Source organism: Sphingobium sp. B12D2B (genome assembly GCF_025961775.1).
GTDB lineage: Bacteria > Pseudomonadota > Alphaproteobacteria > Sphingomonadales > Sphingomonadaceae > Sphingobium.
Genome location: NZ_JAOQOH010000001.1, coordinates 1057076 through 1082421, shown reverse-complemented (window position 1 = coordinate 1082421; position 25346 = coordinate 1057076). Strand labels below are relative to the sequence as shown.

At 64.5% G+C, this 25346-nt stretch carries 27 protein-coding genes; 7 read left to right on the top strand and 20 right to left on the bottom strand.

The window, feature by feature from the left end:
- Positions 1 to 15: 15 nt before the first annotated feature.
- From rfbB to rfbA, 4 genes are read right to left on the bottom strand one after another with little or no spacing between them, the layout of a single operon-like run.
- Positions 16 to 1086: a dTDP-glucose 4,6-dehydratase gene (gene rfbB, locus M2335_RS05185; RefSeq protein ID WP_264594001.1), complete on the bottom strand. Its 1071-nt coding sequence runs from the start codon at positions 1084 to 1086 to the stop codon at positions 16 to 18.
- A complete protein-coding gene (gene rfbD / locus M2335_RS05180; RefSeq protein WP_264594000.1) occupies positions 1079 to 1945 on the bottom strand; it encodes a dTDP-4-dehydrorhamnose reductase in 867 nt (288 codons plus the stop codon). The genes rfbB and rfbD overlap by 8 nt, the downstream gene beginning before the upstream one ends.
- On the bottom strand, positions 1942 to 2487 hold the full coding sequence (gene rfbC / locus M2335_RS05175; protein ID WP_264593999.1) for a dTDP-4-dehydrorhamnose 3,5-epimerase: 546 nt from the start codon (positions 2485 to 2487) through the stop codon (positions 1942 to 1944). Before rfbC ends, rfbD begins: the two co-directional genes overlap by 4 nt.
- Positions 2487 to 3362 (bottom strand): glucose-1-phosphate thymidylyltransferase RfbA, encoded by an 876-nt coding sequence (rfbA, locus tag M2335_RS05170; protein WP_264593998.1) that lies wholly within the window; start codon positions 3360 to 3362, stop codon positions 2487 to 2489. Before rfbA ends, rfbC begins: the two co-directional genes overlap by 1 nt.
- 237 nt (positions 3363 to 3599) lie before the next feature.
- On the opposite strand from rfbA, the gene M2335_RS05165 reads away from it, so the two are divergent.
- From M2335_RS05165 to M2335_RS05155, 3 genes are all read left to right on the top strand, one after another.
- Positions 3600 to 3857 (top strand): XrtV sorting system accessory protein, encoded by a 258-nt coding sequence (locus M2335_RS05165; protein WP_181560423.1) that lies wholly within the window; start codon positions 3600 to 3602, stop codon positions 3855 to 3857.
- Between the two features lie 71 nt (positions 3858 to 3928).
- Positions 3929 to 5230 (top strand): UDP-glucose dehydrogenase family protein, encoded by a 1302-nt coding sequence (locus tag M2335_RS05160; protein WP_264593997.1) that lies wholly within the window; start codon positions 3929 to 3931, stop codon positions 5228 to 5230.
- A gap of 173 nt (positions 5231 to 5403) precedes the next feature.
- Positions 5404 to 6267 carry a UTP--glucose-1-phosphate uridylyltransferase gene (locus M2335_RS05155; protein ID WP_264593996.1) on the top strand — a complete coding sequence of 288 codons (864 nt, stop codon included), beginning with the start codon at positions 5404 to 5406 and terminating at the stop codon, positions 6265 to 6267.
- 153 nt (positions 6268 to 6420) lie between these two features.
- Here the strand turns inward: M2335_RS05155 and M2335_RS05150 are convergent, their stop codons facing one another.
- From M2335_RS05150 to petA, 3 genes are read right to left on the bottom strand one after another with little or no spacing between them, the layout of a single operon-like run.
- The gene (locus M2335_RS05150; protein ID WP_181560426.1) at positions 6421 to 7260 is read right to left on the bottom strand and encodes a cytochrome c1; all 840 of its coding nucleotides are present in this window, start codon (positions 7258 to 7260) and stop codon (positions 6421 to 6423) included.
- A gap of 15 nt (positions 7261 to 7275) precedes the next feature.
- On the bottom strand, positions 7276 to 8616 hold the full coding sequence (locus M2335_RS05145; protein WP_181560427.1) for a cytochrome b: 1341 nt from the start codon (positions 8614 to 8616) through the stop codon (positions 7276 to 7278).
- A gap of 11 nt (positions 8617 to 8627) precedes the next feature.
- Positions 8628 to 9194: a ubiquinol-cytochrome c reductase iron-sulfur subunit gene (petA, locus tag M2335_RS05140; protein WP_181560428.1), complete on the bottom strand. Its 567-nt coding sequence runs from the start codon at positions 9192 to 9194 to the stop codon at positions 8628 to 8630.
- Positions 9195 to 9492: 298 nt separating this feature from the next.
- Between petA and M2335_RS05135 the strand changes: the two genes are divergently transcribed.
- Together M2335_RS05135 and hemF are read left to right on the top strand one after the other, a co-directional pair.
- A complete protein-coding gene (locus tag M2335_RS05135; RefSeq protein WP_264593995.1) occupies positions 9493 to 9951 on the top strand; it encodes a tRNA (cytidine(34)-2'-O)-methyltransferase in 459 nt (152 codons plus the stop codon).
- The gene (gene hemF, locus M2335_RS05130; RefSeq protein WP_264593994.1) at positions 9948 to 10829 is read left to right on the top strand and encodes an oxygen-dependent coproporphyrinogen oxidase; all 882 of its coding nucleotides are present in this window, start codon (positions 9948 to 9950) and stop codon (positions 10827 to 10829) included. The genes M2335_RS05135 and hemF overlap by 4 nt, the downstream gene beginning before the upstream one ends.
- Here hemF and M2335_RS05125 read toward each other — a convergent pair.
- The gene (locus M2335_RS05125) at positions 10816 to 11577 is read right to left on the bottom strand and encodes a hypothetical protein (RefSeq protein WP_264593993.1); all 762 of its coding nucleotides are present in this window, start codon (positions 11575 to 11577) and stop codon (positions 10816 to 10818) included. The genes hemF and M2335_RS05125 overlap by 14 nt on opposite strands.
- Positions 11578 to 11681: 104 nt before the next feature.
- Between M2335_RS05125 and lipB the strand changes: the two genes are divergently transcribed.
- Together lipB and M2335_RS05115 are read left to right on the top strand one after the other, a co-directional pair.
- On the top strand, positions 11682 to 12362 hold the full coding sequence (gene lipB / locus M2335_RS05120) for a lipoyl(octanoyl) transferase LipB (RefSeq protein WP_264595360.1): 681 nt from the start codon (positions 11682 to 11684) through the stop codon (positions 12360 to 12362).
- A gap of 146 nt (positions 12363 to 12508) precedes the next feature.
- A complete protein-coding gene (locus tag M2335_RS05115) occupies positions 12509 to 12787 on the top strand; it encodes a hypothetical protein (protein WP_181560433.1) in 279 nt (92 codons plus the stop codon).
- A 2-nt stretch (positions 12788 to 12789) separates the two neighbouring features.
- Here the strand turns inward: M2335_RS05115 and queE are convergent, their stop codons facing one another.
- From queE to nadB, 12 genes are all read right to left on the bottom strand, one after another.
- On the bottom strand, positions 12790 to 13431 hold the full coding sequence (gene queE / locus M2335_RS05110) for a 7-carboxy-7-deazaguanine synthase (protein WP_264593992.1): 642 nt from the start codon (positions 13429 to 13431) through the stop codon (positions 12790 to 12792).
- Between the two features lie 9 nt (positions 13432 to 13440).
- Positions 13441 to 14145, bottom strand: a complete 705-nt coding sequence (gene queC / locus M2335_RS05105; protein WP_264585613.1) for a 7-cyano-7-deazaguanine synthase QueC — start codon at positions 14143 to 14145, stop codon at positions 13441 to 13443.
- 234 nt (positions 14146 to 14379) lie between these two features.
- Entirely contained in the window at positions 14380 to 14802 is a 423-nt protein-coding gene (locus M2335_RS05100) for a DUF3617 domain-containing protein (RefSeq protein WP_264593991.1), read from the bottom strand.
- Positions 14803 to 14925: 123 nt separating this feature from the next.
- Positions 14926 to 15846 (bottom strand): Hsp33 family molecular chaperone HslO, encoded by a 921-nt coding sequence (locus tag M2335_RS05095; RefSeq protein ID WP_264593990.1) that lies wholly within the window; start codon positions 15844 to 15846, stop codon positions 14926 to 14928.
- Between the two features lie 48 nt (positions 15847 to 15894).
- A complete protein-coding gene (locus M2335_RS05090; protein ID WP_264593989.1) occupies positions 15895 to 17037 on the bottom strand; it encodes an acyltransferase family protein in 1143 nt (380 codons plus the stop codon).
- Positions 17038 to 17265: 228 nt separating this feature from the next.
- Positions 17266 to 18195, bottom strand: a complete 930-nt coding sequence (argF, locus tag M2335_RS05085; RefSeq protein WP_264585616.1) for an ornithine carbamoyltransferase — start codon at positions 18193 to 18195, stop codon at positions 17266 to 17268.
- Positions 18192 to 19391, bottom strand: a complete 1200-nt coding sequence (locus M2335_RS05080; RefSeq protein ID WP_264593988.1) for an aspartate aminotransferase family protein — start codon at positions 19389 to 19391, stop codon at positions 18192 to 18194. Before M2335_RS05080 ends, argF begins: the two co-directional genes overlap by 4 nt.
- Before the next feature lie 116 nt (positions 19392 to 19507).
- Positions 19508 to 20023: a serine O-acetyltransferase gene (locus M2335_RS05075; protein ID WP_264593987.1), complete on the bottom strand. Its 516-nt coding sequence runs from the start codon at positions 20021 to 20023 to the stop codon at positions 19508 to 19510.
- Positions 20020 to 21060 carry a glycosyltransferase family 2 protein gene (locus tag M2335_RS05070; RefSeq protein WP_264593986.1) on the bottom strand — a complete coding sequence of 347 codons (1041 nt, stop codon included), beginning with the start codon at positions 21058 to 21060 and terminating at the stop codon, positions 20020 to 20022. Before M2335_RS05070 ends, M2335_RS05075 begins: the two co-directional genes overlap by 4 nt.
- The gene (locus tag M2335_RS05065; protein ID WP_264593985.1) at positions 21057 to 22097 is read right to left on the bottom strand and encodes a glycosyltransferase family 2 protein; all 1041 of its coding nucleotides are present in this window, start codon (positions 22095 to 22097) and stop codon (positions 21057 to 21059) included. The genes M2335_RS05070 and M2335_RS05065 overlap by 4 nt, the downstream gene beginning before the upstream one ends.
- An 86-nt stretch (positions 22098 to 22183) precedes the next feature.
- Positions 22184 to 23407 (bottom strand): class A beta-lactamase-related serine hydrolase, encoded by a 1224-nt coding sequence (locus M2335_RS05060; protein WP_264593984.1) that lies wholly within the window; start codon positions 23405 to 23407, stop codon positions 22184 to 22186.
- Positions 23408 to 23729: 322 nt separating this feature from the next.
- Positions 23730 to 25334 carry an L-aspartate oxidase gene (gene nadB / locus M2335_RS05055; RefSeq protein ID WP_264593983.1) on the bottom strand — a complete coding sequence of 535 codons (1605 nt, stop codon included), beginning with the start codon at positions 25332 to 25334 and terminating at the stop codon, positions 23730 to 23732.
- Positions 25335 to 25346 lie beyond the last annotated feature (12 nt).

Sequence of the window (25346 nt, the reverse complement as noted above, 5' to 3'; positions counted from 1 at the left end):
GATCCGCCTCCACCATCACTGGCCAGCGGCGGCCTTCTCAAGCAACGGCCGCCACCACTGCTCATTCTTCAGATACCAGTCCAGCGTCTGCGCGAAGCCTTCACTGAAGGTGCGGCGTGGCGCGTAGCCCAGTTCCGAGCGCGCCTTGGTTTCGTCGATCGCGTAGCGCCGGTCGTGCCCGGCGCGATCGGTGACGAAGGTCTTCAGCGTGTCCGATGCCTGCCCCCGCGCGGCGGGCGCATCGGGGAAGCGCTGGGCAAGTTGCGGATCGGCGGCGAAGGCGCGATCGACCGTCGCGCAAATCTCCTCGATAACGGTGAGATTGGGCAATTCCTGGCCGCCGCCGATATTGTAAGTCTCGCCCGGTCGCCCGACCTGCAGAACCTTCTCGATGCCGTGGCAATGGTCCTCGACATGCAGCCAGTCGCGCACATTCATGCCGTCGCCGTAGATCGGAAGATTACGACCATAGAGGCAGTTGAGCAGGAACAGCGGGATCAGTTTCTCGGGAAACTGATAAGGGCCATAATTGTTCGAGCAATTGCTCGTCGTGACCTCAAGGCCATAAGTGTGGTGATACGCGCGCACCAGATGATCCGAACCCGCCTTGCTGGCCGAATAGGGCGAGTTGGGCGCATAAGCGGTGGTCTCGCTGAACGCCGGATCGTTCGGCCCGAGCGAGCCATACACCTCGTCGGTCGAGACATGATGGAAGCGGTGCGGACGGCCCGTGCCGGTATCAAGCCACAGCTTGCGCGCAGCCTTGAGCAGGCTGTGCGTGCCGATGACATTGGTTGTCACGAAGGCGTCCGGCCCTGTGATCGAGCGATCGACATGGCTCTCGGCAGCGAAGTGGACGATGGTGTCGATCTGCTTGCGGGCCAGCAGATCCTCGACCAGCGGCGTATCGCAGATATCGCCCACCACCAGTTCGACATCGCTCAGGCCATCGAGATTGGCTGGATTGCCCGCATAAGTGAGCGCATCCAGAACCGTGACAACGTCGCTGGCATGATGGGCGCGCCAATAATGCACGAAGTTCGCGCCGATGAAGCCGGCACCGCCGGTGACGAGCAGATTAGCCATTCGCCTTGATCACTCCGAGCATGTCACGAAGATGGGCGCGCCAGTGCGGCGCGGGTGCGCCGATGTGCGCAACGGTGCTGCTCTTGTCCAGAACCGAATAAGAGGGTCTTCGCGCCGGCGTGGGATAGTCGCTGGTGCTGATCGGCAAGACCGGCACCGTCCGGCTCAGCAGGCCAAGCGCGACGGCCTCCTCCTGAATCGCCACGGCAAAATCATACCAGCTCGCCGCCCCGCTGTCGGTCCAGTGATGGAGGCCGCTCGCGCCGGCAGCATGCAGGCGCCAAAGAGCAACGGCCAGTCCGGCAGCATAAGTTGGCGTGCCGATCTGGTCGGCGACCACGCGAACCTCGTCCCGCTCCGCCATCAGGCGCAGCATCGTCCGCACGAAATTATGACCGGTGTCGCCATAGACCCAGGCCGTCCGCACGATGAGGGCTTGCGGAGACGCCGCAAGCACGGCCTCCTCCCCCGCCCGTTTGCTCGCGCCATAGACACCCAGCGGTGCAACGGGGCTGTCCGGCCGATAGGGCGTGCCAGACGTGCCGTCGAACACGAAATCGGTCGAGACATGCACAAGGGTCCCGCCGTTTGACGCTGCCGCACGGGCCAGATGCCCCGGCCCGTCGGCATTGATGCGCCATGCCAGGTCACGGTCGCTCTCTGCCTTGTCCACGGCGGTATAGGCGGCCGCATTGAGGATGAGCGCGGGTTGTACCTCGGCGACGCAGGCAGAAACGGCCGCCGCGTCCCCGATATCGAGCGCGGCCCGATCCAGCGCGACGATATCCGCATCCTTAGGCGCGCATCGCTGCAGCGCCTGGCCGAGCTGACCGCCGGCCCCTGTGATGATGACCTTCACGGAAAGGTCACCGCATCCGCCAGCGGCTTGCCGGCCATGTCCTTGACCGAAAGCTGCGGCACGATGTCCCCCAATGGCCAGTCGATGCCGAGCGCCGGATCGTTCCAGAGCAGACTGTGCTCATGGCTGGGATCGTAAAAGCCGCGGCATTTGTAGAGAAAGTCCGTGCCATCCTCCAGGCAGAGGAACCCGTGCGCCATGCCTTCGGGCACCCAGAGCATCCGCTTGTTGGCCGCGCTCAGTTCGACGCCCACCGATTTGCCGAAGGTGGGCGAGGACCGGCGCATATCCACAGCGACATCGAAGACCGCGCCCGCCGTGACCCGCACCAGCTTCCCTTGCGGGCCAGGCTGCTGATAGTGCAGCCCGCGCAGGACCCCGCGCGAGGAGCGGCTGTGATTGTCCTGCACGAAGTCGATCTCGAGCCCGGCATCCTTGAACGCCCGCGCGTTCCAGCTTTCCAGAAAGAAGCCGCGCTCGTCGCCGAAAACCTTCGGCTCGATGATGAAGACGCCATCAATGGCCGTTTCAATGAGGTTCATCAGGCTTTGCCGTCCAGCAGCTTGAGGAGATACTCGCCATAGCCGGACTTGCGCAGCGGCTCGGCGATCTCAAGCAGTTGCGCATCATCGATAAAGCCCATGCGCCAGCACAGTTCTTCCGGGCAGCAGATTTTAAGGCCCTGACGCTCCTCGGTAATCCGCACATAATTAGCCGCGTCGATCAGCGAGCCATGCGTGCCGGTGTCGAGCCAGGCATAGCCGCGCCCCATCAGCTCGACATTCAGCTCGCCGGCTTCCAGATAGACGCGATTAAGATCGGTGATCTCCAGCTCGCCCCGGGCTGAAGGCGCCAGCCCGGCCGCGCGCTCCACCGCCTTCCCGTCGTAGAAATAAAGACCGGTCACGGCATAATTGGATTTGGGCTGCGCGGGCTTTTCCTCGATCGTCTGCGCCTTCCCGTCGGCATCGAAGGAGACGACGCCATAGGCTGTGGGGTCGCTGACATTATAGCCGAACACCGTCGCGCCCTGATCGCGCGCATTGGCGGCCTGCAATAGCTCGGTGAGCCCGTGGCCATAGAAGATGTTGTCGCCGAGGATCAGCGCGGAGGGGTCCGTGCCGATGAAATCCGCACCGATATGATAAGCCTGCGCCAGACCACGGGGCTCCGGCTGCACGGCATAATGCAGGTCGAGACCCAGTGCGCTCCCGTCGCCCAGCAAGGCCTGGAATGCCGCCTGATCATGCGGCGTGGTGATGATCATGATCTCCCGGATGCCCGCCATGATCAGCACCGAGAGCGGATAATAGATCATCGGCTTGTCGTAGACCGGCATGAGCTGCTTGGAGACGGCCTTGGTCAGCGGATAAAGCCTCGTCCCCGATCCGCCTGCCAGAATGATTCCCTTACGCAATAGCAACACTCCATGCCTGTGCCCGGACGGGCGCTCCGAGGTAACGCATCACTTCTACAATGCAAGGCGACCATTTTCGGCCGGTCCCGAGCCTGAACCATTTTGGCATGGGGGGATTATGCAGCCATAGGACGAAAAGATCGTGAATCGCTTTGCGTTTTCATTTCAGAAAAATTAGCGGTTTCGAACCGATCGATCCTGCGATCAAAATTGTGCCGCCTGACGGGAGAAGACTGCATGGAAACAGTTTATGACTGGCTCTCTCTGGCGATATTTGCTGGCATCATCGTGCTGTTCCTCCAGCGTTCCTCGATGGAAAATCCACCAGACCGGATGATCGACTATCTGCCGCCGGCGCTTGGCTGCGCCATTGCCAACCAGGCCGGCAATTATGCGATCGAGCATGACAGCATGGTCATGCATGCCGCCGGGATTTTGCTGCTCGTCGGCGTGGTGGCCTATGTTTGGCTGGTGTTGAAGCCCAGTTTTAAATAGGCCTTGCGCCTGTTGGCGGCGTCGGGCTGCCGGCGCATCCACCGTGATTACGGCAAAAAGGGCGTGTTCCTGTGAGAATTACAATGATCGGCTCGGGGTATGTGGGCCTCGTCTCTGGCGCGTGCTTCGCGGATTTCGGCCATGACGTCATCTGTTTCGACAAGGACGAGGCGAAGATCACCGCCCTCCACGAAGGCCGCATTCCCATCTTCGAGCCCGGCCTCGATCATCTCGTCGCCAGCAATGTCGCGGCCGGCCGGCTGTCCTTTACGACGCAAGCGGCAGACGCCCTCGCCGACCCCGACGCGATCTTCATCGCCGTTGGCACACCCTCGCGGCGCGGCGACGGCCATGCGGACCTGAGCTATGTGTACGGCGCGGCCGCGGAAATCGCGCCGTTCCTCAAGCGCTTCACCGTGGTGGTCGACAAGTCCACCGTGCCTGTCGGCACCGGCGACGAGGTCGAGCGGATCATCCGGGAGACCAACCCCGACGCCGATTTTGCCGTAATCTCCAACCCGGAGTTCCTGCGCGAAGGCGCGGCAATCGATGACTTCAAGCGCCCCGACCGCGTCGTGATCGGCGGCGATGATCGCCGCGCCCTGGACGTGATGCGGCAGATCTATCGCCCCCTCGTCATCGGCCGCTCGCCGGTGATCGAGATGAGCCGGCGCGGTGCCGAGCTGACCAAATATGCCGGCAACGCCTTTCTTGCGACCAAGATCACCTTCATCAACGAGATCGCCGACCTGTGCGAGAAGGTGGGCGCGGACGTGCATGAGGTCGCGCGGGGCATTGGCCTGGACAATCGGATCGGCGCCAAGTTCCTGCACCCCGGCCCCGGCTTTGGCGGCTCCTGCTTCCCCAAGGACACCCTCGCCCTGTTGAAGACCGCGCAGGATTATGAAGCGCCGCAGCGGATCGTCGAAACGGTCGTCGCCGTGAACGATTCGCGCAAGCGCGCCATGGGGCGCAAGGTCATTCAAGCGATGGGCGGGGAAGTGCGTGGCAAGACGATCGCCGTGCTCGGTCTCACCTTCAAGCAGAATACGGACGACATGCGCGATTCGCCCGCCATCGCGATCATCGAGACGCTGCAGGACGCGGGCGCCGAGATCCACGCCCATGATCCCGAGGGCATGGAGCAGGCCAAGCTGGTGCTGCGCGACGTCACCTATTTCGGCAATGCCTATGACACGATGGCCGGCGCCGATGCGCTGGTGTTCATCACTGAGTGGGACGCCTTCCGCGCGCTCGATCTCGCACGCATCAAGTCGCTGCTGAAGACACCGGTGATGATCGATCTGCGCAACCTGTACCCGCGCGATCTGGTCGAGGACGCCGGCTTCTCCTACACGGCCGTCGGTCGGTAATTCGGCGGAACCGAGTTTCGCACCGACCGTTCTGACCTCGGCCTGGATGGATGCCACCACAAAGCGGGGCTCTTCATCCGGCCTTTGGGGCGGCCAATCGAACAATATGCGGTATCTTTACCTTAATGCTCGATAGGCACGTCCACGACTGACAGAGCAATCAGGGGGTTCATTTGACGATACGCAAAGCTGTCTTCCCGGTCGCCGGGCTCGGCACCCGCTTCCTGCCCGCCACCAAGGCGGTGCCGAAGGAAATGCTTCCCGTCGTCGATCGCCCGCTGATCCAATATGCCGTCGATGAAGCGCTGGAAGCCGGCATCGAGACGATGATATTCGTCACCGGGCGCGGCAAGGGCGCCATCGAGGACCATTTCGATATCGCCTTCGAGCTGGAGCGGACGCAGGCCGACCGCGGCAAGAGCGTCGCGGCGCTGGAAGGCACGCGCCTGACGCCCGGCAATGCGATCTTCGTCCGGCAGCAGGAACCCCGTGGCCTTGGCCATGCGATCTGGTGCGCGCGCGACATCATCGGCGATGAACCCTTTGCCATCATCCTGCCGGACGAGCTTCTTGTCGGCCGTCAGAAGGGATGTCTGGCCCAAATGATCGAGCAATATGAGAAAGTCGGCGGCAATCTGGTCTGCGCATTGGAAGTCCCGATGGACGAGACGCCCAGCTATGGCGTGATTGATCCGGGCGCCCGCGACGGCGTGCTGACCGAGGTCCGGGGCCTGGTCGAGAAGCCGGCGCTGGGCACGGCGCCCTCCAACCTGATGCTGCCCGGCCGCTATATTCTGCAAGCCGAGGTCATGGCCCTGCTGGCGACGCAAGAGGCTGGGGCGGGCGGCGAAGTGCAGCTCACCGATTCCATGGCGAAGCTGATCGGCCAGCAGCCCTTCCACGGCGTGACCTTCGATGGCGAGCGCTTCGACTGCGGCTCGAAGCTCGGCTTTGCCCAGGCCAATTTCGCGCTCGCCTGCCGCGACGATGCCATGGGCGGCGATCTCAAGAGCTGGGCTCGCGATTTCCTCGCCTGAGAGGCGCCGACTCCGACGCCACGACCCTGGGCTTGCGCAGCAGCGCCAGACGCAAGCGCCATCTCCAATATCCATCGGCACATAAAAAAGGGCGGATCCTGCGATCCGCCCTTTTTCTTATCTCGTCGGGTCTATCGACCCGGGCAGGAACCCTCAGTGCTTCTTGTTCGCCCAGATGTTCTGGTACGACATGTAAGCCAGCACCGTCGCGAACAGCAGGAAGATCACCACGGCGATGCCGGTGCTCTTGCGCGCTTCCATCTTCGGCTCGGCCGTCCACATCAGGAAGGCAGCGACGTCCGTGGCCATCTGGTCGACGGTCGGCTTGGGCTGACCCTCGCCATAGGTCACCTGACCCTCGGCCGTCAGCGGCGGCGCCATCGCGAGATTGAGGTTCGCGAAGTACGGGTTGTAGTGCAGCCCTTCCGGCGTCTTCGCGTCGGGGAACTTGCGCAGCAGTTCGGCCGGCTGCTCACGATAACCGGTCAGCAGCGCATGAACATAGTTCGCACCGTCATGACGGGCCTTGGCGATCAGCGAAAGATCCGGCGGAATGGCGTTGTTGTTGGCGGCAGCGGCAGCCACGCTGTTCGGGTAGACCAGCGGGAACTTGTCCGCCGGCACGCCCGGACGCGTGCTGGGTTCACCCGTGCTGGGGTCGATCGACGGCACCTGACGGGCTGCGGCGATCGCCTTGATCTCGGCTTCATTATAGCCAAGGTCGGCGAGGCTGCGGAACGCCACCTGATGGATCGAGTGACAGGCCGAGCAGACTTCCGTGTAGACCTGGAAGCCGCGCTGCAACTGCGCGCGATCGAATTTGCCGAACGGCCCTTCAAAGCTGAAGCCAGCCTTTTCGGGGTGGAGGTGGAACTCCTTCTCAGCCGTGGGCTGCGGCGGCTCGCTCACATAAGCGACCCCACCCCAGATGAAGCTGAGCAGCAGCATGCCGGAGAAAAACAGGCCGACAAGGAAGGCCAGGACACGAACCATTGACGGACCCCTTAATTAAGCTGCGCCGGTGGGCTGGGTATCGCTGCCCATGCCCGGAGGTGCAGACTGTTCTCCCTCGAACTTGCCCTTGGCCAGCACCGCTTCGGTAATCGAACCGGGGAGCGGCAGCGGCCGCTCGATGGACGCAATGATCGGCAAGATGATCAGGAAGTGCGCGAAATAATAAGCCGAAGCGATCTGGCTGATCATGACATAGGGCTCTTCCGCCGGTGCGCCGCCGCAATAGCCGAGCACGAGCACGTCCAGAATGAGCAGCCACCAGAACTTCTTGAACAGCGGGCGGTAGTTGCCCGAGCGGACCGGCGAGGTGTCGATCCACGGCAGGAAGAACAGCAGCAGAATGGACGAGAACATCGCCATCACGCCGAGGAGCTTCGCGGGAACCAGCACGATACCGGTGAACGGGATCACCAGATCCATCGTGAAGGCGCGCAGAATGGCGTAGAACGGCCAGAAGTACCATTCAGGCACGATGTGCGCCGGCGTCGAAAGCGGGTTGGCCTGGATATAGTTATCCGGGTGGCCCATCGAATTCGGCGCGAAGAACAGGACCAGTGCGAAGAGGATGAGGAACACGCCGAGGCCGAAACCGTCCTTCGCCGTATAATAGGGATGGAACGGCACCGTATCCTGCGGCCCCTTCACTTCCACGCCGGTCGGGTTGGACGAGCCGGGAATGTGCAGCGCCCAGATGTGCAGGATGATGACACCCGCAATCACGAACGGCAGCAGATAGTGGAGCGAGAAGAATCGGTTTAGCGCGGCATTGCCAGGCGCGAAGCCGCCGAGCAGCCAGGTCTGGATCGGCTCACCCACCACCGGAATGGCGGCGAAGAGGCCGGTGATCACCTGCGCGCCCCAGAAGCTCATCTGACCCCAGGGGAGCACATAGCCCATGAACGCCGTCGCCATCATCAGCAGGAAGATGACCACACCGAGCAGCCACACCATTTCGCGCGGCGCCTTGTACGATCCGTAATAGAGGCCGCGGAAAATGTGGAGATAGACGACGATGAAGAAGAAGCTCGCGCCGTTGGCGTGCGCATAACGCAGCAGCCAGCCCGAGTTCACATCGCGCATGATGTGCTCGACGCTATCGAACGCCACGCCGGCATTCGCCGCATAGTGCATGGCGAGGATGATGCCGGTGATCAGCTGGATCGTCAGCGCGACGCCCGCGAGGACACCGAAGTTCCAGAAATAGTTGAGGTTGCGCGGCACTTCGTAGCCGCCGCCGACGGCGTTGTAGACGAAGCGCGGGAGCGGCAAGCGCTCATCCACCCACTTCATCACGGGATGCTTCGGCGTGTAATGCTCAGCCCAGGGAAAGCTCATTATCTTTATCCTCAGCCTACGAGAATGGCGGTGTCGGAGGTGTACTTATACTGCGGAACCACGAGGTTCTTCGGCGCAGGCCCCTTGCGGATGCGCGCGGCAGTATCATAGCTCGAACCGTGGCACGGGCAGAAATAACCGCCGAACTCGCCCCGGTTCTCACCCTCGCCGGCACCGAGCGGCACGCAACCCAGATGGGTGCACACGCCCATGGTGATCAGCCACTGCTTCTTGCCGTCGACCGTGCGCTCTTCCAGCGTCTGGGGATCGCGCAGGGTGGAGACGTTGACGGCGTCCGCCTCGGCAATTTCCTTGTCCGTCAGATGCCGCACGAACAGCGGCTGCGAGCGGAACACCGTCTTGATCGCCTGGCCGGCCTGGATCGCCGACAGATCGACTTCCGTCGTCGCCTGCGCCAGCACGTCCGCACTCGGACTCATCTGGGTAATCAGCGGATACAGAACGGCGAGACCGCCAACACCAGCGAAACTCACGGCTGCGATGTTGATGAAGTCGCGACGACGCACGCCTTCGCCATCGTCCATGACAGCTTCCGTCCCTTGCACTTCAGTGGCCATGCTTTGTCATTGCCTCCCTTTGTCCACGATCGCCCGAGAGCGTCGTGCACGCCGAAATCTCGATTCGGGCGCCAGTCGATCGCGCGGTCGAACCGAAAGGCTTCCTTATTGGCCGGAAGTCCGCTCGTCCGCCGAATGATACGACACACCGCACGCCAGGATGGTCCCGGCGCGTTCGGGCGCCTGATAGCGCCCTTGATTGCGATTTGCCAACCTTCAATTTCGTGGCCCGCCCGCCTTTTTCCAGCCGGGCGCAAGAGGGGTGGGATTGCGCAAGGGCCGTGGCTAGGAGGTAAGGATGCGCATCGCCCTCTATCAGCCCGATATCGCCGGCAACGTCGGCACCATCCTGCGACTGGCCGCCTGCTGGCAAATCCCCGTCGACATCATTCTCCCCTGCGGCTTTCCGGTGTCCGACGCGCAGCTGCGCCGGGCGTCCATGGATTATGGCGCGCAGGCCGATGTGATGCGGCATGTGGACTTTGAGAGCTTCATCGCCGAGCGACTGAAGGACGGCGCGCGTCTGGTGGCGCTGACCAGCGTTGGCAGCGTGCCCCTGCCTCAGGCCAGCTTCCAGCGCGACGACATCCTCTTGCTCGGCCGCGAGAGCGCGGGCCTGCCCGAAGATATCCACACGCGGGCGGCCCTGCGCGTGCGGATTCCCATGGCGCCCGGCTTTCGCTCCTTGAACGTCGCGGTAGCAACTGGCATCGCGCTTGGCGAAGCTCTCAGACAGACCGGACTTTTACCCGCATGACTTCCACCGCACCCAACAGCCTCGACGATCAACAGCTGGCCGCCCGCGCCTGGTTCGAAAGCCTGCGGGACCGGATCTGCGCCGCGTTCGAAGCCATCGAGCGGGAAGCGGGCAGCGATGCGGCGTTCGATTATCTGTCCTGGTGGCGCGAGGGTGACGGCCAGCCCTCCGGCCCCATTGAACAGGGCGGTGGCGGCGGCGGCGTGCGCGGGGTGATGAAGGGCAAGGTGTTCGAGAAGGTCGGGGTGAACGTCTCGACGGTCGGCGGCGCCTTCTCGCCCGAATTCGCCCGCACGATCCACGGCGCAGGCGAGGAGCAGCCCGGCTTTTTTGCCACCGGTATCAGCCTCGTGGCGCATATGGCCAATCCGCATGTGCCGGCCGTACACATGAACACGCGCATGCTGGTGACGACCAAGCGCTGGTTCGGCGGCGGCGCGGACCTCAATCCGCCCATCGTCTATGAGGAAGACACGGCGGACTTCCATGACACGCTGCGCCGCGCCTGCGATGCGCATGACGAGAGCTACTATCCGCGCTTCAGCAAATGGGCGGAAGAGTATTTCTACATTCCCCACCGCCAGGTTCACCGCGGCGTGGGTGGGATTTTCTACGACCATCTCGAAGGGCCGTTCGAGGAGAGCTTCGCCTTTACCCAAGCGGTGGGCGAGGCGTTTCTGGAGGCCTTTCCGCGAATCGTGCGTCGCCGCATGGGATTGCCATGGACAGCGGAGCAGGAAGCGCAGTTGCTCGAATGGCGCGGCCGCTATGTCGAGTTCAACCTCGTGCATGATCGCGGCACGCTGTTCGGCCTCAAGACCGGCGGCAATATCGACGCAATCCTGATGAGCCTGCCGCCGCGCGTCACCTGGAGCTGAACGGCGCTCCGGCTGCCGGCGCACCCGCCGTCGCCCGGTAGAGCGCGGCGCAGATCAGCACGACGAGCACCGTACGGGCGGTTTCCACCAGCGCCGAGACCATCGCGATCAGCAGGTCGGCGATGTCGGCCGGCAGCAGCAGTTCGGCGACCACCCCCACAACGGAGGTGAGCACAACCCCCAGCATGATCATCATGATGAAAATAAGGCCGAGCACGCCGAAGACCCGCCAGCCATTTCCCCGAGTCAGCGCGGCACTGCGCTGGAGGATAGTGAGCGGGTTGCGCTGCGACTCCGCCGCGGAGACCGGCGCAATCAAGGCCAGCCGGCCAATCAGATAGCAGCCGGGCAGAATGAAGAGCATGAAGCCGCCCATGGCGCCCAGTCCCTGCAGCAGATTCGCAAGGAAGAAACCGGGCAGGACCGGAAGAGCCATGACCAGAGCCTCCCGCACCGTCGGTCGCTCGCCACGCAGCAGCAGCGCGTGCATCGCCAGCACGGCGAAGGACGAGATGGCAGCGAAGGCCAGCAGTACCGGCCAGTTCAGCTCGGCATATTGGGTCAGCCGCGCCAGCATCATGTCGTTGGTGGCGTTCTCGGCGAGCGGCTCGGGCTGCTTGACGAGCTGCTCGGCCACCAGAGCGGGCAGGAACATGAACATGCCGGCCACGGCGCCCAGAATGTCACGGTTTGCCGCGCCCATCTGCTTGGCGTCGTCCCATATCGCTGCCAGATCGATCCTGCTCAACCGCTTGTGCTCCCGTTTGCGCGCTCGATAGGCAATATCTCCCCCGCGCGCCATAGGCGAGCCATGCCTTGCCAAATTTGGTCGCAGATCGCATCTCGGGCGAGATGACCGCACCTGCCCTCCCCGAACAGGATTTCCTGGCCAGCCCTGAGTGGCGGATCGAGCCGGGATTGCTCGATTATGAAAGCGCGCTGGCCGATATGGATGCGCGCGTCGCGGCGATTGCCGCCGGCGAGGCGCGCGAGCGCATCTGGCTTGTCGAGCATCCTCCGCTCTACACTGCGGGCACCAGCGCGCTCTCGACCGATCTTCTGGCACCAGTTTTTCCCGTCCATGTCACCGGACGTGGCGGGCAATATACCTATCACGGCCCCGGCCAGCGCGTCGTCTACCTCAATCTCGATCTGGGCCGACGCGGACGCGATGTGCGGCGCTTCGTCCGCGCGCTGGAGCAGTGGATGGTCGCCGCGCTGGCCGATCTCGGTGTCGAGGCGTGGACCGTGGATGGCCGCGTCGGCGTCTGGACGCAGGGGCCGCACGGGGCGGAGGCCAAGATCGGTGCCATTGGCGTGCGGGTGCGCAAATGGGTGACGTTGCACGGCCTCTCCATGAATGTCGCGCCGGACCTGGGCCATTATGGCGGCATCGTGCCCTGCGGCATCAGCGATCTGGGTGTCACCAGCCTCGCCGATCTGGGACGCCCGGCCGACATGCACCGCCTCGATGCCATTCTCCAATCGCATCTGCCAGCCATGCTGGCAGCGCTCGAGTCCGACGGCGGGTGAACGGCCGCAGCCATGGGGTGGTCGGGTTCCACGGCCCCTTGAGCCCTGCGGCATCCCTCTTTAAGACCGGCTCTTCGTGCTGCCGAGGGGGCCTCGACCGATCGGGAAATCGGCCACGACCAAGAAGACCAGAAAGGATGCCGCTGATGCGCAAGACCCACGTTCCCCTTCTTCTGCTTGCGGCCATGGGCGGTCTCGCGCTCGCGGGCTGCGACGGCGCGCAGGATGCGCCGGGCAACACGGTCGAAATGCGCGACATGAATGTGCTGGAAGGCACGGTGAACGATTCCATGACCGACCTCGATGCCGTGAAGGCCGATGGCCTTGGCGCGGTCGGCAATGCCGGCAGCGTCAGCCGCAAGCAGACGAGCGAGCCCGCCGCCAATGCCAGTTCCGAAGACACCGAGACGGTCGCCTCGGAATAACTCTACTTCAGCCCGAGCAGCTTGTGGGTCTGGAGGGACAGGCGCCAGCGGCTGTCTGACAGGACCAGCGCGATGGCGGCCTCCCGGTTTGCGGCATTCGCCTCCGGGGTGCCGCTGTCCATCGGCTGCACGAGAAACTGGCCGAAGTCCCAATCCAGCAGCTCGGCCGGGTCGATTCCAGGCTGTGGCCAGACCAGCTTGAGCTCATCGCCCCGACGCTGCGTCACGCTACTGCCGGCCTTGGGGCTGATGCAGAGCCAGTCGACGCCCGGCGTCGCCGCCAGCGTGCCGTTGCTCTCCACCGCGATTTCAAAGCCGGCGGCATGGAGCGCGTCGATCAGCGCGGGATCAAGCTGCAGCATCGGCTCGCCACCGGTGATGACCACGAACCGCTGGCCGGCCTCATCACCCCAGAGATCGGCCACGACCTGCGCGAGCGTCGACGCCTCGCCGAAGCGACCGCCATTCTCCCCGTCCGTCCCCACGAAATCCGTGTCGCAAAACTGGCAGATCGCGCTCGCCCGATCCTGCTCCCGCCCGGACCAGAGGTTGCAGCCGGCCAAGCGCAGGAACACCGCCCGGCGACCGGCCTGCATCCCTTCCCCCTGCAAGGTGAGGAACATCTCCTTGACGGCGTAGCTCATCGGCGCGGCTCAGGGATGCGTCGCGTAACGCGTCGGATCGGGCAGGCCGGCTTCCTGATACCCCTTCGCGCGCAAACGGCAGCTATCGCACAGGCCGCAATGCAGGCCTTCGGGCGTCGGATCGTAGCAGGACCAGCTCATGCCGGCATCCAGCCCCAACCGCGCCGCCTCGGCGGCAATCTGCGCCTTGCTCATATATTGGAGCGGGGTTGCGATCTGCACCGGCGCGCCTTCCACGCCCTGCTTGGTGGCCAGCGATGCCATATGCTGAAACGCGGCGATGAACTCCGGGCGGCAGTCCGGATAGCCCGAATAATCCAGCGCGTTCACCCCGATGTAGATGCGCTCTGCCCCCACCACCTCGGCCAGTCCAAGCGTGAGCGAGAGGAAGATCGTGTTGCGCGCCGGCACATAGGTGATCGGAATGCCCTCGCCCACGCCCTCCTTGGGCACGTCGATGTCAGCGGTCAGCGCCGATCCACCGAACAGCGAGAGGTCGAGCGGCAGCACGACATGGCGCTCCACCTCCAGCGCGGCCGCCACCCGCTTGGCGGCCTCCAGCTCGACGCGGTGGCGCTGCTGATAATCGATGGTGAGCGCCGCCAGACGAAACCCCGCCTCGCGCGCCAGTCCGCCGGCGACCATCGAGTCGAGTCCGCCGGAAAGAAGGACAACCGCCACGGGGGCGTGCGATGCAGACGATATCGGTGACATGATGCCTCGCGCTAGCGCAAATCCCCTGCCCCTGTCACGGGATGAGATGAATTCGGGTTTCGCGAGCGGGCGCTCGGGCGGGAGAACGCCGTTGCGGCAGTGCTAGCCCCTCCTCTTTAGAGAAGGGGTTGGGGTGGTGCTGCAACTTCGAAGTTACTCACTGGCTAAGCGATGCTGGCGCATCGCCACCACCCCCCGGCCCCTCCTCTGAGCAGGGGAGATATGTCTTCAGCTTCAGCGCCTCGCAGCACCGGGGCGGCAGGCCCCCACCCGTCGGGCTTCCATCTCATGCGCGAAAGGCAGTCCATCGGACACGCCCTGCGACGAAATCTGCACGAGCCGCGAGGTCTCGATCCGCAGGTCGGTGCGACCACGGCCCCCCTCGCCACAGTCATAGGACGCTGCAACCGCACGCGGCGACTGGCGAATCAGGTAACGCTCGCACTGCCGATAGGGGTGCTTGGGCTGAAGCAGCTGGCTGCCATCGCTGATGCAAATCCGGCGCGCGGCCTGATTGCTGCCCCGCTCCAGCAGCTCCCACTCGCCCGATTCGACCGAGTCCAGCCCGCCGGCCTGCGGCGCCTGCGCCATGGACATGGGCGCCAGCAAGCTGCCCAGCGCGAGCCCGATCGCCAGCGTCGCTGCCTTGAATGCCATGTCGCTTCAGCCACTTCTTCGTTTGCAGGCGGCAACGGCCGACGAGGCCGGATACCGCAATATTTCAACGATGGAAATGCACGGCTTGTCGCAGATTGTCAAATCTGCCGGCGGGCGTGCGCCTCAGTGCGGGGCCTGCAACTCGGCCAAGGTGATATCGAAAATCCGCGAACAGAAAGCGCAGTCGACCGCGATCACCCCGCGCTCGTCGGCCATGGAGGTGCGCTCGGCGGGGTCGAACCGGCCCAGCACGCCGCGAATCCGCTCCGGGTCGCACCGGCAGCCCTTGCGCAAATCAGCGCTGGAGAGCGCGCGAATCTCGTCTTCCTCATGGAACAGGCGCCAGGCGATATCCTCCAGCCCCAGCGCCGGATCGGTCAGTTCTTCCTCGGACAGGGTGTTGCCGAGGATCATGACATGCTCCCAATCGGGATGATCGTGTCGCACATGCAGCCGCTCCCGCCCCACCTCGCCTTCGGGCAGATGCTGCAGGAGCATGCCGCCGCCGATGCAGCCCTCCTCCGCATCGTGCCGAACCGCGATTTTCACGATGCTCGGGATTTGTTCGGACTGGGCGAAATAATGCTCCGCCGCCGCGCCGAGGCCGGTGCCCTCGAGCGGGACGATGCCCTGATAGCGCTCGCCCGTGACCGCCTGATCGAAGGTGATCGCCAGATAGCCCTTGCCGAACAGACCGAAGAGCGTGGGATTTTCGCCGAGCTCGGCGAGGCGCTGCTCATCGAACTGCGCATAACCGCGCACCGCGCCGCCCATATAATCGGCGACCAGCAGCGACACCGCCCCCTGCTCGGTCTGCGCCTGCAGGGTGAGCTGGCCCTCATCATCCTTGAGCATAGCGCCGAGCAAAGCGGCCAACACAAGGGCCTCTGCCACCAGCTTCTCGATGACGGGCGGATAGCGATGGGCGGCGAGCACCGCATTGAGCGCAGGGCCAAGGCGCACGAGCCGGCCCCGGACATTGCGGGCAGGCAGGGCGAAACCGAGGACGCGGTCCTCTGTGCGGGCAGGATCGAATTCTGACATGGCGCCTAGATAGGCACTCCCCTCACGAAAGTCTAAGGGGGCGAGAGTCTAAGGCGCCGCCTGCGAGGAAGCGGGCGAATGAGGCCGCGCCTCCAGCCGGGCCCGCAACCAGCGCCGCAATGGTGTCTCGAACAGGCGGAAGGAGAGCACCGCGATGATGACCACGCTGGTCATAAACATCAGAAAGAAGGCCGGCTCGCGCGCCAGCTGATGGTCAGTCGCCAGACCCGGCACAGCGAGCAGCAGCACCAGCTGGACGGGAAAGTGCCACAGATAAATGCCGTAGCTGGCATCTCCCAGCCAGCGCGTCCGCTGCAACAGGGTCGCCCGCAGGCAGGGCTCCAGCAGGGCGGCCAGCAGCACGATCGCCATGCTGAACAGCGGAACAGAGAGATAGCGCCGGATGTCGAGACTGTCGTCCCAGCTCGTCCATCCCCCTGCCCCCAGCAGCAGAACGACCAGCACGGAGAGCCAGATGGTGCGATTGGCGTGAACAGCAAACAGCGCCGCGCCGCCGAAGAAACCTGCCGCGCACATGAGGAGGATGTAGCCCTCGAACATGAAACAACCGGCGATGGCCGCTGCGGCCAGCAGGGCGGGTCCAAGCACGCCCGCGCGAAACAGCACAGGCAGGCTCAGCCAGAACAGCGCGTAAACAAGAATCTCGATGGACACCGACCAGATCGGCGCGTTGAAACTGTAGACCACCGTCGGCCACCAGTTGGAGGCAAGACCAAGATGCAGCAGAAAATTGCCCAGCGTATTGTGCTGGTAAACGAGGAATGCGCCGAATTTCGCCTGCGCGATTCCCTGCAAGCCCGCCACGATCAGCAGCGTCAGCACGTGAAGCGGATAGAGGCGCGCGAGCCGGTTCACGACAAAGTCGCGCGTGCTGCTTTTCCGGCCATGATAGACATGGGCGAAGACGAAGCCGGATATCACCCAGAAGAGCTGCACGGCATATTTGCCATGCTCATAGAGCCAGCTGGCCTGCTCGAAAAAAGGCTGCTGCGGGCGGAAGCCGGCCATCGCCCGCTCGGCGCCCGGCGGGTAGAAGAAATGCTGATAGTGCCAGAAGATGATGACCAGCGCGGCCACGCCCCGCATCGCATCGATCAGCAGAAAATGCCCCGACGTCCGCTCGGGCGGCGTGAACAGCGTGGCTATCCGCCGTGCCCCGGCGCCGATCATGTGCGGGTTGTGCTGGAGCGCGCGTTGGGCGCCCCGGCATATCCTGTGTGACTCCGGCACGGCGCCGGATGTCCTATGCCTCGTTTAAGACCGATCAACATTCAGATGATGGCGAGTCGAAAAAGGTGGTTTTTCGCGACCCGGAGCGCAGCGTACTTCAGGTACGTGAGCACCGGAAGCACGAAAAACCGCCATTTGCAGGCCGCCAGCGCTGAATCGCGGCTGGTCCTAGCCAATCAGGCCTGCCGCCCAGAGCAGCACCGACTTCTGGGCATGGAGCCGGTTCTCGGCCTCATCCCAGATTAGCGACTGCGGACCATCGATCACCTCTTCCAGCACCTCTTCCCCGCGATGGGCGGGCAGGCAGTGCAGGAACTTGGCATCGGGCTTGGCACGGGCCATCAGTGCGGGCGTCACCTGATAGGGCATCATCGCGCGCAGCTTGGCGTCGCCGCCGGCCTGACCCATGGAAATCCATGTGTCGGTCACAACGACATCCGCGCCGCTGGCCGCCTCCACCGCATCGCGCGTGAGCGTGATCGTAGCCCCCCCAGCCCGCGCCGCTTCGGCAAAGCGCGGATCGGGATCGAACCCTTCCGGCACGCCGATGCGCACGTCGAACTTGAACAGCCCGGCCGCCTCGATGATCGAGTGCAGCACATTATTGCCATCGCCCAGCCAGGCCCACTGGCTACCCGGCAAGGCAAGGCCATGCTCGATGACCGTCAGCAGATCGGCCATGATCTGGCAGGGATGCGAGAGGTCGGTCAGGCCGTTGATCACCGGAACGGTCGCATGATGCGCCATTTCCTCGATCTTAGCGTGATCGTCGGTGCGAATCATGATCAGATCGACCATGCGGCTGAGCACGCGGGCGGTATCCGCCACCGTCTCGCCACGACCGAGCTGGGTCGTGCCGCTGTCCAGGATCAGCGACGAACCGCCGAGTTGGCGGATCGCCATATCGAAGCTGACACGCGTACGCGTCGAGTTCTTCTCGAAGATCATGGCGAGCGTGTGGCCCGCCAGCGGCGCGTCCTTGTCGACAGCGCCCTTGGGCATGCCCGCGCGCGCTGCCTTGCGGTCCATCGCATCGTTGAGAATGGCCGCGAGCGCGTCGCCGCCTGCATCCGTGAGATTGCGGAAATGCCGGATCATGATGCGTTCGCCTCTGCCTTGATGCTGGCGGCGCCTGCCGAAAGCTTGGCGATCGCTTCGTCGATATGACTCTGCTCGATCACCAGCGGCGGCAGGATGCGCACGACATTCTCGCCGGCCGAGACGGTCAGCAGGCCGTGATTGTCGCGCAGATGCGCCACGAAGTTGCGCGCCTCCACCTGCGGCTTCAGCTTCACGCCGAGCATGAGGCCGAGGCCACGCACTTCCTCGAAGACATCGTCATGATTGGGGATGAGCTGCTCCAGCGCGCCGCGGAGCCGCTCGCCGGTTGCCGCGACCTGCTCCAGGAAGCCCGGCTCCAGCAGCACGTCGAGCACCGCCATGCCCGCCGCCATCGCCAGCGGATTGCCGCCATAGGTACTGCCATGGGTGCCGAACACCATGCCCTTAGCGGCTTCTTCCGTCGCAAGGCAGGCGCCGAGCGGGAAGCCGCCGCCAATACCCTTGGCCACGGCCATCACGTCGGGCTTCACGCCATAATGCTCATGCGCGAAGAACTTGCCGGTGCGGCCATAGCCACACTGCACTTCATCGAGCACCAGCAGCAGCCCGTGCTTGTCCGCCGCCTCGCGCAGGCCCTTGATGAAGTCGGGCTTGCCGGCGGTCAGACCGCCCTCGCCCTGCACCGTCTCCACGAGGAAGCCGGCGGTCTCATCGTCGATCTTGGAGAGCGCCGTCTCCAGATCGTTGAACGCGACATAATCGAAGCCCGGCAGAAGCGGCTCGAACCCGTCGCGCATCTTGGGCTGGTCGGTGGCGCTGATCGTGCCCAAAGTCCGCCCGTGAAAGGCGTTCTTGAACGTGATCAGCTTGTGCCGCTGCGGGTTGCCATTGGCGAAGTGATAGCGCCGCGCGGTCTTGATCGCGCATTCCACCGCTTCCGCGCCGCTGTTCGTGAAGAACACCGTATCGGCAAAGCTGTTCTCGACAATGCGCTGCGCAAACGCCTCGCCCTGCGGCGAGCCGTAGAGGTTGGAGACGTGCATGAGCGTCGCGGCCTGTTCGGCAATCGCTTTCACGAGGTGCGGATGGCCATGGCCCAGCGCGTTGACCGCGATGCCGCTCGCAAAATCCAGATAACGCTCGCCGCGCTCGCCGATCAGATAGCAGCCCTCGCCTCGCACCGGACGCACATCGCACCGGGGATAAACGGGCATGAGCGGGGTGATAGACATAAGACTACTCTTCCTTCCTCGCACGGCTTTTCAAACAGAAAAAGGCGGCCCGTGCGAGGCCGCCATCGTCAGGGGGTGGCTATAGCTGTGTGCGCACTGGTTGGCAAGAAAAGCGCCTAGCGGACCTTCACCACCGCCGGGACACCGACCGCGAGGGCACCGGGGGGCACATCCGTCATCACCACCGCGTTCGCGCCAATGGCGGCGCCATCGCCAATCGTCACGCATCCCATGATCACCGCGCCGGCGCCGATGTTCACATTCCGCCCGATAATCGGGGCTTCATCCAGCCGCTGCAGGGACCGCAAGCCCAGCGTGCAGTTCTGCCGAATGATTGAGCCATCGCCAATGATGCTGGCCCCATGCACCACGATACCGCCCTGATGCTCGACGATCACGCCCCGGCCGATCGTCGCGGTGTAGGGAATCTCGATGCCATAGACATTGCGGCAATGCCGGTAGCCCCAGCGATAGATCATGCTGAGCGGCGCCCGCAGCAGCTTGGAGCGCACCGTCATGCGCCAGTTGCCGAACCGGTGCCAGAATAAGGTGCGGAAACCCGGCCGGGTCCATTCGCGCCCATGCGCCGCATAATCCTCGCGCACGAGCTGACACATGTCTTTGAAGCTCATGGCCGCGCACTCCCTTCTGCGCCCTTATATTCGATGAGGCGGGCCGGCCCTCCCCCCCGCGCGCGCAGATGATAGCGCGCCAAGCCGCCGAATTGCGCGAACTTGCCGAGCATCATCCACAGACCATAGCCCATGGCGAAGCGCAGCGGCGACCCCGCCGCGCGCTTGCGGGCCGCGATCCGCACGACCTGCGCGGGATACATCAGCACCATCACAAGCGCAGCCCAGATCAGCGGCGCCAGGCCCGACGCCAGCCCGAGCAGGATCGCGCCCAGGATGAGGAGCGGGATCATATTGCCCCACAGCAGGATGCTGTTGCGCTGGCGGCGCCAGCTCGGAAATGCCGCATCGCCATGGCGCGCGACATGCTCTGCAAAGGCATAGCCGGCCCGGCGCGCACGCAGCCATTGTTGGCGCGCATGATGAATGTCGGCATCATGCAGTGTCATTTCCGCGTCGATCCGCCGGACCTGCCAGCCCATCCGGCCCAGACGCAGGCAAAGGTCGGGCTCTTCGCCGGCAATCAGGCTGCCGTCATAGCCATCGGCTTGCGACAGAGGCGCCACGCGGAACAGCACATCGCCACCACAGGCCTCGACCTGCCCGATGGGGACATTCCATTCATCGTCGCACAGCGCATTGTAGAAGCTGGCAGCGGGGAAGCGCTCGCGACGCCGCCCGAAGACCGCGCACAGGCTCGGCTCGGCATCCAGCGCCTGTTCGGCCCGACCGATCCAGTCCGGCGCAAGTTCGCAATCGCCATCGACGAATTGAACGAAATCGAGCGTGGGATGATCCGCCAGCAGGCGGCGCCAGCCGGCATTGCGCGCACGCGCCGCAGTAAAAGGCGTCGCGACATCCAGCTCTACCACGCCGATGCCGAGGCTCTGAGCGAAGGCGATGCTGCCATCCGTCGAACCCGAATCGACATAGATTACCGGACAATCAGCCGGCGCGCTTCTAAGGCAGCGTTTCAACCGCTCGCCCTCGTTCCGCCCGATCGCCACGATGCCCGTGCGCGGCGCCACGACGCTCATGGCGCGGTCCAGCCCGGCGCACGGCCTGCTGGCTCATCCCACCGGGGGATGGAGGCGCGCCCATCCGCCCGCTTGGGCCAGAAGCCATGCCGCAAGGTCATCGACACCTCCTGCGGAACGGCGTCGGCCCTCGGTCCACGCAGGGGGCGCAAGGCGAGCGCCAGCGCCCGCCCGGCAAGCCACGCAAGGTTGGCACTGAACAGCCGCGCAACGCCGCCGGTGCGCACAAAATAACGCCGCCGCGCCTCGAAACGATAAGCCGGATAGGGCCGCACCGCGACCTGCGCCCCGCTCGCGACGCCCGTGGCGGCCCCGGCAATATGGATCACGCGGCTGCCCGGCACGAACCACATCTCCCAGCCCGCGCGGCCCATGCGGTGCATCAGCTCGACTTCCTCAAAATAGAGGAAGAAGCCATCGTCGAACAATCCGGTCTCTCGAAGGGCCGCACTACGAAACAGGACGCTGGCGCCGGTGAGCCAATCCGCCATGATGGGCGCCTCGCCCTCAACAAGCGTCGGCGCGATGCCGAGCATCGTCCCGAGCTTGGCCATGCCGCACCCTCGGACGAACTCCCGGCCCGGCGTCGGAAAGCGAAAGGCGGACCCGGCCAGTGCGCCGTCCGGCTCCAGCAGGCGACTGCAGACAGCGCCAGCGCGCGGACGGGCGCGCATGGCCTCCAGCAAGGCCGCGATTGCGCCGGGCTGGACCAGCGTGTCGGGATTCAGCACATGAATGAAGGCTGGCGGCGCCGGGCGCTGGAGCAATCGCAACATCGCCTGATTATTGGCCCAGCCAAAGCCGCCATTGCGCTCCAGCGGCAGCACCGTCACCCAGTCCTGCCACTCACGAAGAGCGAAATGCTCGGTGAGTTTCTCTGCCGACCCGTCAGCCGAGCCACCGTCAACCACGATGACCTCGAACGGCCCGGCCTGCGCTCGTTCCGGAACCAGCGAGTCCACGCAGCGGATGACATAATCCGCCGTCCGGTAATTGACGATGACGATCGCGAGATCGGAAGGAGAAGTGGCAGGCATGTCGGTTCCGATAAGGCATCATGAGCCGGCGCGGTCGACGCCGCCCCGCCCCGCTCTTAGCGGCATTTCCTAAACGAAAGCTATGGTCAGCGCGCGGCGCTGTAGCGGGCGCCGCCCTGGTGCAGCGTGCCGACCGCACGGGATACCGCCTGCATCAGCTCCCAGCGCTGCGGAATGCCCACCGTGGTCTCGCCGATCATCACCGCAATCGCATAGCTCGAGCCATCCGGCGCGGTCATGATGCCGACATCATTATAGCCGGTCGAACGCGGCGCCAGATCCTGCCCGGTGCCGGTCTTGTGGAGATAGGTCCAGCCGGCCGGAACACCGGCCTTGATCCGCTGCGGACCGGTCTTCGCGCGCTCCATCGTCGCCAGCAGGATTTGCGTCGAAGATGGCGAGAGCATCTCGCCCTTCTGGAGCCGCGCCAGCGCCCCCACAATGGCCAGCGGCGCCGCGCCATCGGGCGGATCGGCCAGATAGCTGTCGAGCGCGCGCTCGCGCACGGAGCGCGGCAGGTTGGACCGCGCCGCGTAGAAGTTCCGCCCGGCGGACATGTTCTGCGACCAGGTCAGCCCGGCCGTCTGGCTCTGCAACAGCCGCTCGCCGGGGCCGAACCTGATGCTGTCCGTTCCGATGAACCGCCGCGCCAGATAGCTGCGCACGGCGTCCGGCCCGCCAACGGTGCGCAGCACCGAATCGTTCGCGGTATTGTCACTCTGCGTCATCGCCCGCTCGAACAGGCTGCGCAGCGAGGTGGTATAACCCTGCTCGCTATTCACCAGCGCCGCGATGGGCTGATGGAAGAGCGTCAGGTCGGACGGACGGATGGTGACATCCCGGTCCAGCGTCAGCTTGCCGCGGTCCACGGCATCGAGCATGGTCATCGCCACCCACAGCTTGGAGACGCTCTGCTGCGGGAACAGCAGATCGCCATTGTGCGAGACGGTCCACCCCGCATCCACGCTCTGCACCGCGATGCCGACCTTGCCATTGAACTGGCGCCCGAGCGCCTGAATGCTGGCAACCAGCGCGGGCGGCGCCGCTGTGACCGGCACGCGCGGCGTGGGAACGGCATTGCGATTGGGCAGCCAAGGCGCGCTCACCGTGCCGCCGCGCTGCACCCGCTGAACGGCGGCCTGCTGCGGGACCGGCTGCACCACTTCGCGCGGCGGCGCGTAGCGGACGGCGGGCTGCGCCGGCGCCGCGATCCGCGCGCTTGGATGTGTCGATGACGGAATGGCGGTGCACGAACTCGCCAATGCAAGCACCGCGAGCGCCGCCGACAATGGCCCCAGACCCTGCCTCACGCGCTGAAATCTTCCTTGCCGAACATAGGGATATACTGACTGAGCCCTGCGCATAATTCCAGAACGAAGCGATCAGTTGCGGTGTACCGAATCCCTTTTGCGACAAAGTGAGGATGTAGCGGGAACAAGCGCTGCCCTAATTATTGCAAATCGCAACGGTTTGATCTCTGTCAAAGCGCGCACTGCCGACGTCGCCCATAAACATCGTGACGCGACGATCCGCAGTCGAAGCGTTGAAGGCAGCTCTGCTGTTTTCCCTCCTAGTCAGAACCTCAGGGCGCGACGGCCTGGCCATCGCGCCCTTTTTTTGCTCATTCTGATGTCAGGGCGCCAGCACCGTATCGACAGCCTCCGGCAGCATATCGGGATGATCGAGCGTGTAATGCAGGCCCCTGCTCTCCTTGCGCTTGAGCGCGCTGCGGATGATCAGTCGGGCGACTTCAAGCAGGTTGCGCAGCTCGATGAGGTCGGACGTCACGCGGAAATTGCCGTAATAGTCATCGACTTCGCGCGCGAGCAGGTCGGCGCGGTGCTGCGCCCGCTCCAGCCGCTTGGTCGAGCGGACGATGCCGACATAATCCCACATGAACCGGCGGATCTCCTTCCAGTTGTGGGTCACGACGACTTCCTCGTCGCTGTCCGTCACGCGGCTTTCGTCCCACGCCCGGATCGGCGGCGGCGCGGGGAGATCGGCCCATGTCGCCCGGATGTGATTGGCAGCCGCCTCGCCGAACACGAAGCATTCGAGCAGCGAGTTGGAAGCCAGGCGATTGGCGCCATGCAGGCCGCTTTCCGTCACCTCACCCGCTGCATAGAGGCCCGGCAGATCAGTGCGCCCATCGAGGTCGATCACCACGCCGCCGCAGGTGTAATGCTGGGCCGGCACCACCGGGATCGGCTCCTTGGTGATGTCGATGCCCAGGCTCAGCAGCCGCGCATAGATGGTCGGGAAATGCTCCTTGATGAACTCGGGCGGCTGGTGGCTGATGTCGAGATGGACATAATCCAGCCCAAGCCGCTTGATTTCATGGTCGATAGCACGAGCCACGACATCGCGCGGCGCAAGTTCGCCACGCGGGTCGAACCGGTCCATGAACCGCTCGCCGCCGCCGGGCACGCCCGCGGGCAGTTTGAGCTTGCCGCCCTCGCCCCGCATCGCCTCGGTAATCAGGAAGTTCTTGACCTCCAGATTGTAGAGGCAGGTGGGATGGAACTGCATCATTTCCATATTGGAGACGCGGCAGCCGGCCCGCCAGGCCATGGCGATCCCGTCCCCGGTCGCGCCACGTGGCGCGGTGGAAAACAGATAGGTGCGGCCTGCCCCGCCCGTCGCGAGGATCGTCGCCCGACCCACAAAGGCTTCCACGCGCCCGGCCTTGCTGTCGAGCGCATAGACACCCCACACCCGGCCATCGCCGGAATAGCGCTCGCCATGACGGGAGGTGATCAGGTCGATCGCGACCATATTCTCCATCAGGGTGATGTTCGGATTGGCGCGTGCGGCGGCCATCAGCGCGACCTGCACCGCATGACCGGTCGCATCATCGACATGCACGATGCGGCGGTGCGAATGCCCGCCCTCGCGCGTGAGGTGCCAGCGCTCGCCAAAGGCCTCGCCCGCATTGAATGGCACGCCCAGCGCCGCCAGCCGCTCGATCGCGGCAGGCGCTTCCGATACGACGAACTCCACCGTCGCCCGGTCGTTCAACCCCGCGCCAGCGACCATGGTATCCTCGACATGCGCCGCAAAGCTGTCCCCGCCATCGAGCACCGCAGCAATGCCGCCCTGCGCCCAGTTGGTCGAACCGGAATCGAGCGCGCCCTTGGCGAGCACCAGCACCTTGTGCGTCTGCGCCAGGTTAATGGCGGCGGTCAGGCCGGCCGCGCCCGATCCGATGATGATGATGTCATGCGTGGAAATGGTCATGCACAAAGTCCC